Here is an 11,599-nt window from a genome sequence, read left to right on the forward strand (position 1 = left end):
AAAAAAATTATCAAAATTTAATTTTATGAGTACCAGCCCAGTAGCTTTTCTTCAAGTTCATCATAGTCATATTGTCTTTGAGGATAGTCTCCAAACTTTAAAAGCTTTCCAGCTTGATTTGGCACCTTTGGTTCCTTTAATTTTTCTTCATCACTTGGATAGCCTTCTTTCTCCCAGTTTCTTAATATGCCGCTAATGTAGCTTAGTGAACACTTTTTCGAAGCTAAGGACTTTTCTATAGCATGCTTTACGTTGATAGCTTTATGTTTATTAATCAAAAGCTTTAACTGGTTAAAGTCAAGACCTTCCATGCTACCAGTAACTGTCTTATAGTAGTTTGAGAGAGTTAATGCAGCTTCATCAAGGTATTCTGAAAAATTATTGTTATCGCTAGCAGATAGAGTTTCTCCTTCTTTATCAAAAGACTTTTTGTTAGATTTATTAATATTAACTTTTGTGCTATCTTCTATGTCTGTATTTATATCTTTATTTATATCTTTATTTATATCTCTCTTTATTTCTTCTTGTTTATCTATTTCTTTTTCTTTATCTTTATTCTTATTGTCCCCTTCTGGTGGTACGATTCGTTCAGAGGCAGTATTGTCCTCAAAAAAACTCTTATAAAGCTTTTGTATTGGTTCGCTTTTAATATTCTCAGCTATATACTGAATAAGACTTTTATCCTTTACCATACTTAGTTCTTTGGTTAGGCAATCCATTACAGGCTTGCCCCCTCTTCCCAAATTGTATTTTCCCCAGTTCTTTAGTGCTAACTCCCTGGTTTCAGTATTATATTTTATAATTTTGTGATGATTTATATATCTATCCATAAAAACATCTACGGTCTCAACACTATATCCAAGATCTAAGGCAATCTGCTTTCTACTTATGGTGTAAATTCCTGTACTTGTGGTGCTCGGATTAGTTAAAAGCACTTTTGTTTAATCATTAAGTAATATTTCCATTGACTTTTTAAAAAAGGTCTTATTCGATAGTCAGGAATATAATTCCAGTAAAAACATACGTAGGCTCAGAATTTTTCAATGTAAATTTTAAAAAAAACTATATTTTAGTTTCATATTTAGGAGCTATTAAAAATATCAGACCATTTAAATTTGCTTGCTTCGTAAATTTCAAAGAAATTTTTTTTTATAGCTCTCTTAATATTAATTAGTGAAATTTTTATTTCAACTAATTTCTCTATAATCTTAAATATAGCAAAAGTCATAATTCCAGTAATTATCTGAATCATTATTGCATTAAGTGAGCGACCTATAAAGGTTTTAAATTTTAGATTTTGCTTTATCCACTTGAAGAAAATTTCTATTTCCCAGCGTTTTTTATAAAGCCAGGCTATTTCTTCACTAAAGAGTTCATCAATGTTTGTTATGAATGTTAACTCTTTACCAGTTTTGTCTAAGATTTTTATAAGGCGATAAGTCTCTTTGGTCTGATAAGTGTATAGAGATCCTAACTTTACTACCTTGTCGCATAATATTTGAGTTCCTAAATCCAAAAGTCTGTTATCACTACGGCTTATCCTTAAGTCTTTGACTTCAGTTACTACTGCATTATCCTTTAATCTAGTTACAAAGTATTTTTCATCTCTTGTATATTGGTCAAATTTTTTATAATCACTATATGCTTTGTCAAATACATAGATACAGTGCTTCGTATCCATCAAGGAATCCATTGTAGTCTTGTCGTGTTCGACAGCATTTGTTACAACAAATGCATCCGGAAGCCCATTATTTAAATCAAACCTTGTATGAATTTTTACACCTGCTTTAGTAGATCTAAATAGTGCCCAGTGATAAAGATTTAAACTCATGCTTATGGTGGTTGAATCTATTAGCTTGACAGGTCCGAAACGTTTTAACGATTCGTTTACTGAGCCTATATTTACAGCTTTATTAATAAGTTCAGTTAAAATTGGTAAAAACACTTCAAAATTTCTTTTGTTATTGTGATGTGATAAGGTACCCAAACTAACACTTACGATGATTGTTTTCAATTTCTTAGACATACAAATACCAGAACTTAGATCCCTTAAATTATCTTTTTGGAGTATATGATAGTAAATCATTGATTTTAAATGTTCTTTTGTGAAAAACTTAGAAACTTTATTGTCAGTATTTAGTTTAAATACTGAATATTTCAGTGTATCCCAATTGATAAACTCTATAATTTTATCGAATAATTTGATATAATCAACCACGTAGCCAGTAACCTCCTTTGGGTTTATTGTTTTTTGGTGATTACATTAAATCAAAGGTTACTGGCTATTTCACGTCTAAATTTATGGTAATTAGACAACTTATAACCATATTAAAATTGTCAATGGAAAGTTTAATCAAAGATTAAACGGTAGTGAGTTAAAAGATATAAATAAAAATATCTATCCTCAGGCGTCATCTCCTCCATTATCACTGGATCTCTCCAAAAATCTGTGTAAACAACTCTAAACTTCATAACTATTCCTCTCTTTCTCATCTATTTTGTGACCATATAAATCCTCAAGTCCCTGAAAAGTTGGTTTTAGTCCCTTCTCTTTACAAAATTTTATATAGTTTTGCAGATGTTTTATATTCTTAACAAAAACCTCCTCATCTAGGTTTAAATAACTGAATTACCTTCTTATAAAATCTATATTTATATCTAAATTAACGATGATAGTTAACAAACTTACTATCTATATATTACTAAATATAACTTAGATATCTATTTGCCACAACATATAACTGCTTAAACCCTTGTTCCAAAAGCAACTATTTTACACTCCATCAAAATTCTATTGGAGCTTTGAAAATATTGTTATCAATACACACTTAATTATATACACTGCCTTTATCTGAAAATTGTTATCTATAGCTAATTCAATTTTAGCAAAATTAGACATAATATACCATAGTTAGGTGATGTAAGTTTTTTGCCCATAAAAAAATCACTGGCTTTTTTAACCAGTGATTGATTTTGCAATCTTAAGATTAGTTAATCTAATTTTTTATAAGTCATCAGTGCTCTTTCCCAATGTATTTACTATACTTGATATAAATCTTTCAAAATCTACAATGTTATTCTGAACAATATCATATATCATTTCATCACTTATATTAAAATACATATGTACTATTCTATTTCTAAATTTCGCCATATTAAAATACACTAATACATCATTATCATCTATTATTCCATTGTCAGCTAGTATTTGAAAATGTTCTTTATTATCCTTTGGCTTTCCCCATCTATTTCTTGCTATTAAATGACTGGATACGTCTAGCATAGCTTCTATGCTTACTTGTAATAGATATTTTGCACTCTACTTTTGTGAAATCATCTATAAATCCATCTTTATCAAATGATTTCAATTTTTTCAATTTATTTAAACATGTATTCATAAACACTAATTTTTGATCTATCTTATTCTTATCAAATTCCATTGACTTTTTTACTCCTAACCCCATAACTTTCATAAAAATCTTGCATAAATCTATCTAAATAATATTTCTCATCTCTATATCTATTAAAAATATCCTCCATAAAATCACAGACTTTATAATAATCTTTTTCATAAAGGCTTCTTCCTTCATCTATTACTTTAAATTGTAATGTTATAGGCGCAGAAAGTAGGTTAATAGTATCGATATTATCAAACTCCACGATTTCACTGATTCTAGAGGAAATGTCCATCTCATCCATGATTCCAATTTGCTTATCAAATAACAATGCTATATAAATATCACTGTCTTCAGTTTGTTTTTCTGTTCCATAAGATCCTATAAACCATGCAGCTATAATATTCTCGTTATTTTTAAAGTAATCTTTTAAATCATCTAGTTTTGCATCGATATTAATCATAAAATTCTACTCCTTTCTAAGGATAATAGCGTTTTTTATTCTAAAAATGTTTTACTTACATTAATTATACCCTATATCCAGACTTCTTAAAATATAGTTACCCAATTGTTGCTAAAAATTTTATTTTAAAATTAATCATCAAGATTAAATTTCTCGGTTTGCACATAGAAATTGATAGCAAAGAGAAAAAGCACCCATCCTCCCAAGATTAGTGCTTCACTCTCTTAAATCCGTATATTTGATTTAATCCAATAGTCCTAAAACAAAATAATGGCATTTCCTCTTAATCAAAATCAGCATACTGCTTAGGTGGTTTTCCCTTAGTTTCTATAACTTGTGGTCTAAGAAGTCTTGAATCGGCTTCTTCAATGCTATAAACCTCTACGAGAAAAGTCCATTCATCTCCATAATCAAAGAGATATACAAAAGTCTGTTTATCAGTTAAACTTAGTTCCTCTATCTTGACTTCATCAGCATGTGGCCCTTCATCTTCTTGAGGGCATGTAAATTTATCATGAGACCAAGGTCTTCCATCCATAAAAAAGGAGTACATATGGTCATTATCAAAATCAAAAGCATCCTGTATGCAATCGTGCAAATCATCCAATGTATGCTTTCCATCAAGTTGCATCTTTACCCATATATTTTTAGCAATGTAAACCTTGAAAGTATATATCCCTTGCTTAACTTCACTTCCTTTTCTAGGTAAACTTTTCTTTAGTTCTGCCTCCTCAAACATACCTTTAAAAGCCTCCGAAAACTCTTCCTTAAACTCTATTTCCCACTGTCCATTTTCCTTTTTATATGAAATATTCCATTGATCTAACGCTCTACTTGTATTTAAGATTTTTAGTATCTTTAACCCAATAGGTCTAATATTAATGTCAAATGGATACAGCATTGTTTCATACTCATACTCTTTTTTCATTTCTTTTTCTTCCATAACTAACAAACCAAAATAAGAAAAATATAATAACATGGTGCTATTAATTTCCATTAAATTAATTAGAAAAGTAGGTTGCTTTTTTTTCGGGGTAAGAATGCTTTTTAACAATATAACCACAGAGTCCACGCTCATACAATCATATCTTTGAAATTTAAGCTTCTCAAAATCACAATCCACCCATAAAATTTCTATTAAGGTTATGTACTTTTCAACAGAATTAAAACTTTTATATGCTTCAAATCTATCAGTAGGTTTTAAAACTTCTTTTCCACCTTTTATAAGCTCCCTTCTAAAAAGTTTACCACTAATAATTAGGTTATAAAGTAAATGAAGGAACGGGTATGCCAGCTGAGCTTTTTTAGCAGTTACATTCTCGCGTTTTACACTCATTAGTTCGTTTACTTCAAATAAAAATTTCGGTGAAATAAAATTATTTTTTTTACTTACTGTAACTTCGTTACTGATTAGGTATTCTGTAAACTTATCAAAATCATCAATAAAGTCTTTAATTTTATCATCAAGTATAAATATTTAAATCATATCCCTTCTTTTTCACACTTTTATCAATTTTGCTGAAGTCATCAAAAACATGATTTGTACTTCTTACTACTTTAACAATGCACTGATTGTTCCGCTCTATTTTGAAGCTTAAAATTCCTCCTTAAATGCTCTCTTTCTAGAATGGCATTTCATCATCGAATTCTCTTGTATCATTAAATTTATTTTCACCATATACCTCTAAATCTTTTATAAATACTCCGTAAGGTACACCGCCTTTAGTAAATCCTGCACTCCATACCATCTATTTTTTATACCTAGTTATTATTTATTATAGACAAAATAGCTTACTATTTAAACTGCAAAATGAGAGGTAGTGGATTTCTCCACTACCTCTAGGGCTATTATCTACCTTTGTACATATCTTCTAGATCTCACCATTAGGGTTTAATCGCTAAATAAATATGACGCAGTGAATCAACAATTTTACTTTAGGCTTTTAATTTAATTTTTTCTAAGCTTTTCAACCTCTTCTATTAGCAAGCCAGTTTTTAATGATATAGTTTCATCATCCAAAACGTCTAATAGATTTTTAGCGATTGATATAGCTTTATTTTTCTCACCTTGCTCCAGGCCTTTCTGTAGCCCTTGCTGTAGCCCTTGCTGTATACCTTCCTCTTTAGCTTTATTAAGGGCACTAACCTTATCTTTTAGTATTTTTGCTCTCATCTCATATATTTCTCTTTGCACTGAGTCGTTACTCATCTTTATGAGCTTATCTTTAGCATGCCTTATCTCTTCCACTGTGAGTTCTAATGTTCTTACCTTTTCACTCTCAGGATTTTTTAAGAATTCCGTCCATGCTACTAGCATATCCTTCTCATCGGTATTATCTTTTAGCTTTGGAATCTCTATAAAATGCATTTCGATTATATCTGTAAGTTCTTCGTTAGTTTCTATTTCCTTTAGCCTATAGCCAGTGTGAAAGCTTTCTGTTTTTAGATATTTGAAGTTTAAAATATTTATACATATGGTCCTGCATAGCTTAGAGTAGTCTTCTCCTTCAGTAAGTTGCTCTTCATACATCTTACTTAGATAATAGAGACTTCTTTTTACCATATTATATTCATTTTTAAGCTGTATTTCTATGTTAACTATTTCCTTATTGCTAGTAGTTGCTTTAATATCTAGTCTAGAATACTTATCTTCTATAAATTGCTTTTCTATGTCATTTCCCTTTATCTCAACTACTGTAATCTTATCCTTGGGCTTTAAGATCGCATTTAAGAAGGATATAAGTATCTCTGGATTTTTGTCTGAACCAAATATGTTTTTGAATACAAAATCTACCTTTGGGTCTAATAGTCCTTTAAGCATAAGATTGCACCTCCGTAAATCCTTTTACTTTAATTATATACCACGTATGACATTTAATAAACCTACTTTTCTTGAACCAAATAAATCTATAAGTTCTGTTTAATTGGCTATAGAATTTTTAGATCAACTTTCAATATAATAACCATATAAACAGCCATAACTTTAATAGTTTCATAAATAAAACTTATCTACCGAAATCTATAACAACATTTATTTAATACATAGCAATAGGGAGTCAAATATATACAGAAGGTAGGATGGCTGCGGAGATTTTGAACATTTTCTCCTCCTAGACTATTGGTGGATTATTTCATCATAGCTAGACCAGCTAATAATAGTCAAGTAAATTTATAAAAAAATATTTTTCGAAAAAAAGGGTATAGCAAACAAACCGTTTTAAAACACGAACGGTTACAAAAATTGGAATATAGTTAAGCGACCTTGTTTAAAGAATTATTTTCTAAAAACATTTGTTTATGTATTTTAGGATCTCTTTGCTCAAACGGAGTTTGATTTCGGAGAACAGCAAAAATATAATTTATAATCTTATGCATTATAGCTATTAAGGCGATTTTAGGCTTTTTACCTTTCATATTTATTTGATAATAGTCTAATAGAACTTTGTTTATAGGAATTCCATTACGATTGTTACGAATAGATGCTAATGCAACAGCATATAATGCTCTTCGACCGAAACGAGTTCCTCTTTTTGAAATTTTTTTATTATCGCCCTTAAAGTTACCTGACTCATTAACTGAACTATCAATACCAAAGAAAGCAACAAGGTGTTTTGGTTTAAGAAAGCCATCAATATCACCTATTTCAGCTATTAAGGTAATAGCTGTTAAGCGTCCTATACCTGGAATTGAATCAATTAAGTTAATATTATCTCTAATTGAATTAGGAAATGTTTCAGAATTTATAAACGTATTAATTTGCTCTAATATAGTATTTATTTCTGATTCAATAGTCTTTATTAAAGTTATAGTACTATCTATTTTGACGGCTAAACCGTCTAACGGTAAGCCAATGATTTTAGCTTCTTTAGCAGCATTAGTCAATTTAGAATATATATTTTCGGCCCATGCAATGCCTTTTTTTAGAGTTGGTAAGGAAAATTGTAATTATATCTTCCTTAGGTGCATCTAAAATTGATTGTGGCGTTGGATATTGACTTAAAAGCTCAAGTGAACTTTTAGAGTTAGAATTTGAAAATATAGTATTATATCCGGGAAAAATAACTCTTAAATCAGCAGATAATTTTTTCTTAAAAGTAGAGCAAGTATCTGTAAGTTTATAATATTCTCTTACAAGATTTTTCAGAAGGAAAACATCAAGATCAAGCTTTTGAGATAGCTTAATATTTTGAAATTTTCCTATTGTTGCAATAGATAAAGAGTCTTTTTTATCATTTTTCACTTTTCTTATGTCTCCATTTTGTTAGACTTAGTAACGAGTGGATTGATAACAAATGTGTTATCAAAATTATTATTAAGATAGTGGAAAAGAGATAAGTGGTACACACCAGTGGACTCCATGAAAATTGCCGTTTTCATGTTAAACTCTTCTTCCACTTTTTTTATTTCATTAACTAAGTGGTCGAAACCATTGAGGTCATGTTTTATCTTAAAGGGTTTCTTATGGATATCACCATTCGGAGCGAGTATCGCAACATATGAAAAATCAGCTGAAACATCAATTCCTACTACAGGACTATAAAAAAATTTAGACATTGTATATATCTCCTTTTAATTAAATTTTAGAGATAGAATAGAACTTCCACTCTATCAGATAGCTTATAACCTTGTTTGTGACACGGGTAATTCCAGAATGGAAACCCAACCAGCTAAACATAGAATTCTACCTGATGGAACGATACGCTAATTTACGGGTATAGGTTCTAAAAGACCTCCCAGGAGGGGTACATCTATCTTCTATTCAGGAGTATTATACTAAACTATATTAAATTTGGTTAGATTCCTTTTGGAATTTAAATAAAAAACTATTTAAGATATGAAATGCATAATCCCTATCGGGGCGTAGGCAAAGTAATAAATAAGAATATTAAAAATAATAAGAAGTGTAATGTTCGTTAGAAAGATAAATAGTTTTCTATCAAATGTTACAACTAGATTATACAAGGGGGGTGGTATTGGATATGCTAGGATTAATTATAAAAAGTGTTAATATTCTTTATATTATTAGATTAATTTTAAAGAATAATCTTTTTGTTTCTAAGCTTCTAATCAAGATTAAATTTCTTGGTTTACATATAGAGATTGATAGCAAAGAGAAAAAGCACTGATCCTCCCAAGATTAGTGCTTTCGCTCTCTTAAATCCGTATATTTGATTTAATCCAATAGTCCTAAAACAAAATAATGGCATTTCCTCTTAATCAAAATCAGCATACTGCTTAGGTGGTTTTCCCTTAGTTTCTATAACTTGTGGTATAAGAAGTCTTGAATCGGCTTCTTCAATGCTATAAACCTCTACGAGAAAAGTCCATTCATCTCCATAATCAAAGAGATATACAAAAGTCTGTTTATCAGTTAAACTTAGTTCCTCTATCTTGACTTCATCAGCATGTGGCCCTTCATCTTCTTGAGGGCATGTAAATTTATCATGAGACCAAGGTCTTCCATCCATAAAAAAGGAGTACATATGGTCATTATCAAAATCAAAAGCATCCTGTATGCAATCGTGCAAATCATCCAATGTATGCTTTCCATCAAGTTGCATCTTTACCCATATATTTTTAGCAATGTAAACCTTGAAGGTATATATCCCTTGCTTAACTTCACTTCCTTTTCTAGGTAAACTTTTCTTTAGTTCTGCCTCCTCAAACATACCTTTAAAAGCTTCTGAAAACTCTTCCTTAAACTCTATTTTCCACTGTCCATTTTCCTTTTTATATGAAATATTCCATTGATCTAATGCTCTGCTTTTATTTAAGATATTTAGTATATTTAGTCCAATGTCACTAATTTTGATTCCACTTGGATAAAGCATTCTTTCACTTTCATATCCTTTTTTCATTTCTTCTTCTACTTCCACCTCTAATAGTCCAAGGTAAGAAAAATATAGTAATATACTGCTACACATTTCCATTAAGTGAGTTGGAATCGTGCCTTGTTTTCCTTTATCACTGAATATATATTTTAACATCATTGCCACAGAATATGGATTTAAATGATCATAGCTTTGAAATCTAAGCTTCTCAAAATCACAATCCACCCATAAAATTTCTATTAAAGTTATGTACTTTTCAACAGAATTAAAACTTTTATATGCTTCAAATCTATCGGTGGGTTTTAAAACTTCTTTTCCACCTTTTATAAACTCTCTTCTAAAAAGTTTACCACTAATAATAAGATTATAAAGTAAATGAAGGAACGGATATGCAAGCTGAGTTTTTTTAGCAGTTACATTCTCCCGTTTTACACTCATTAGTTCGTTTACTTCAAATAAAAATTTTGGTGAAATAAAATTGTTTTTTTTACTTACTGTAACTTCGTTACTGATTAGGTATTCTGTAAACTTATCAAAATCATCAATAAAGTCTTTGATTTTATCATCAAGTATAAATATTTAAATCATATCCTTTCTTTTTCACATTTTTATCAATTTTGCTGAAGTCATCAAAAACATGATTTGTACTTCTTACTACTCTAAAAATGCACGGGTCGTTCCGCTCTATTTTGAAGCTTCAAATTCCTCCTTAAATGCTCTCTTTCTAGAATGGTATTTCATCATCAAATTCTCTTGTATCATTAAATTTATTTTCACCATATACCTCTAAATCTTTTATAAATGCTCCGTAAGGTACACCGCCTTCAGTAAATCCTACAATTACTCCATACCATATACATCTGCTAGATACTGTTCATATTGTTCTTATAAGCTTCGTAAATTTGCTTCATTCTATAAATGCCGAGTCTATTAAACCCTTTAATTTCTGGATAGTTTACTGCTATAAACTTAGCCAGTTCATAAATATATGAACTTTCCCACTTTTGATTCTCCATTTTGATTTGAAATCCACCTATTTTTTAGTAAGCGATGGAACAAATACCGTCATGTAAATAGACCTCTAATTTGATATGCTTTATTAAAGCAATCAGATTGGAGGTTTTAATATTATATCTAAGAATGAAAATTATACTCTCTGGGAGCAGAGAATAAATGAAAAAAATAAAAGCGGTCTAACAATCAAAGAGTGGTGCGAAAAGAATGGAATCAGTAGACATAAGTACAATTACTGGAATCACCTATTGATAAAGAGAAATGAAAAACCTGTTGAAGAGACGACCTTTACTGAAGTTACAACAATTCTTTCAAAACCTGATAATACAAATTCAAACCCAAGTAAATCTGATGATTTTCAGATACTTTATAAAAATATACAAGTTACTGTTCCTAGTAACTTTAATCAAGATTCTTTAGCAGGACTGATGAAGGTTCTGCAAGACTTATGATGAATCATATAGCCGATGGGGCGGAGCACATCTATCTTGCACTCGGTGCCACCGACTTCCGCAAGCAACAAAACGGACTTGCCGCATTGGTTTCATTAAAATTTAATCTTAATCCTTACTCTGGCACAAGTGTTTTCTTATTTTGCAATAAAAGACATAGCTGTCTTAGGGCACTTCGATGGGATAAAAACGGCTTTATATTGGTTACAAAGTTTCTTTGTGATGACATGAAATTTCAATGGCCTAAAACAGAAGGAGAAGTACGTGATATAACAAAACGACAAATGGAATGGCTTCTAGATGGTTTACAAATTGATCAAAAAAAAGCACATCGAGAAAGTATTGATACTGCAGGAATGATTTTCTAAAAATGGCTAAAAAGCTAGTAAAATAGCCGTTTTTCTGGTATAATATAAGTAGTTAATTAACCAGAAAGGAGCCTTG

General features: G+C 30.1%; 13 protein-coding genes and 1 pseudogene. 2 read left to right on the plus strand and 12 right to left on the minus strand.

All coding sequences use genetic code 11. The features are described 5' to 3' along the window. Window positions 1-23: 23 nt before the first annotated feature. The 12 genes and pseudogenes from C1I91_RS28320 to C1I91_RS18995 all read right to left on the minus strand — a co-directional run bounded on the left by C1I91_RS28320 (window position 24) and on the right by C1I91_RS18995 (window position 10,705). Entirely contained in the window at window positions 24-935 is a 912-nt protein-coding gene (locus C1I91_RS28320) for a DnaD domain protein (protein ID WP_164880588.1), read from the minus strand. Window positions 936-1,081: 146 nt separating this feature from the next. Continuing rightward, window positions 1,082-2,218, minus strand: coding sequence for an IS4 family transposase (locus C1I91_RS18950; protein WP_128214281.1), 1,137 nt, complete (start codon window positions 2,216-2,218; stop codon window positions 1,082-1,084). 131 nt (window positions 2,219-2,349) lie between these two features. Next, window positions 2,350-2,493: a hypothetical protein gene (locus tag C1I91_RS18955; RefSeq protein WP_205694236.1), complete on the minus strand. Its 144-nt coding sequence runs from the start codon at window positions 2,491-2,493 to the stop codon at window positions 2,350-2,352. A gap of 511 nt (window positions 2,494-3,004) precedes the next feature. Further along, complete coding sequence (gene hepT / locus C1I91_RS29115) at window positions 3,005-3,283, minus strand: type VII toxin-antitoxin system HepT family RNase toxin (RefSeq protein ID WP_238475836.1); 279 nt, start codon at window positions 3,281-3,283, stop codon at window positions 3,005-3,007. Continuing rightward, the gene (locus C1I91_RS29120; RefSeq protein ID WP_238475837.1) at window positions 3,246-3,440 is read right to left on the minus strand and encodes a hypothetical protein; all 195 of its coding nucleotides are present in this window, start codon (window positions 3,438-3,440) and stop codon (window positions 3,246-3,248) included. Before C1I91_RS29120 ends, hepT begins: the two co-directional genes overlap by 38 nt. Then, complete coding sequence (mntA, locus tag C1I91_RS18965) at window positions 3,430-3,858, minus strand: type VII toxin-antitoxin system MntA family adenylyltransferase antitoxin (protein WP_128214282.1); 429 nt, start codon at window positions 3,856-3,858, stop codon at window positions 3,430-3,432. The genes C1I91_RS29120 and mntA overlap by 11 nt, the downstream gene beginning before the upstream one ends. Before the next feature lie 283 nt (window positions 3,859-4,141). Beyond that, window positions 4,142-5,194 (minus strand): IS1096 element passenger TnpR family protein, encoded by a 1,053-nt coding sequence (locus C1I91_RS18970; protein WP_128214283.1) that lies wholly within the window; start codon window positions 5,192-5,194, stop codon window positions 4,142-4,144. A gap of 286 nt (window positions 5,195-5,480) precedes the next feature. Further along, window positions 5,481-5,606 carry a hypothetical protein gene (locus C1I91_RS29440; protein ID WP_275051627.1) on the minus strand — a complete coding sequence of 42 codons (126 nt, stop codon included), beginning with the start codon at window positions 5,604-5,606 and terminating at the stop codon, window positions 5,481-5,483. Window positions 5,607-5,806: 200 nt separating this feature from the next. Continuing rightward, window positions 5,807-6,679, minus strand: a complete 873-nt coding sequence (locus C1I91_RS18975) for an Rpn family recombination-promoting nuclease/putative transposase (RefSeq protein WP_128214284.1) — start codon at window positions 6,677-6,679, stop codon at window positions 5,807-5,809. A 431-nt stretch (window positions 6,680-7,110) separates the two neighbouring features. Next, window positions 7,111-8,412 (minus strand): annotated as a pseudogene (locus tag C1I91_RS18980) (IS110 family RNA-guided transposase). A gap of 659 nt (window positions 8,413-9,071) precedes the next feature. Next, window positions 9,072-10,127, minus strand: a complete 1,056-nt coding sequence (locus tag C1I91_RS18990) for an IS1096 element passenger TnpR family protein (protein WP_128214286.1) — start codon at window positions 10,125-10,127, stop codon at window positions 9,072-9,074. A 425-nt stretch (window positions 10,128-10,552) separates the two neighbouring features. Further along, the gene (locus C1I91_RS18995; RefSeq protein WP_128214287.1) at window positions 10,553-10,705 is read right to left on the minus strand and encodes a DUF1016 N-terminal domain-containing protein; all 153 of its coding nucleotides are present in this window, start codon (window positions 10,703-10,705) and stop codon (window positions 10,553-10,555) included. Window positions 10,706-10,888: 183 nt separating this feature from the next. On the opposite strand from C1I91_RS18995, the gene C1I91_RS29125 reads away from it, so the two are divergent. Both C1I91_RS29125 and tnpB read left to right on the plus strand, forming a co-directional pair. Further along, the gene (locus C1I91_RS29125) at window positions 10,889-11,155 is read left to right on the plus strand and encodes a hypothetical protein (RefSeq protein WP_420808469.1); all 267 of its coding nucleotides are present in this window, start codon (window positions 10,889-10,891) and stop codon (window positions 11,153-11,155) included. Then, the gene (gene tnpB, locus C1I91_RS19005; protein WP_128212954.1) at window positions 11,152-11,523 is read left to right on the plus strand and encodes an IS66 family insertion sequence element accessory protein TnpB; all 372 of its coding nucleotides are present in this window, start codon (window positions 11,152-11,154) and stop codon (window positions 11,521-11,523) included. Before C1I91_RS29125 ends, tnpB begins: the two co-directional genes overlap by 4 nt. Window positions 11,524-11,599: the final 76 nt, after the last annotated feature.

It is taken from the genome of Clostridium manihotivorum, assembly GCF_004015185.1.
Lineage (GTDB): Bacteria > Bacillota > Clostridia > Clostridiales > Clostridiaceae > Clostridium_AR > Clostridium_AR manihotivorum.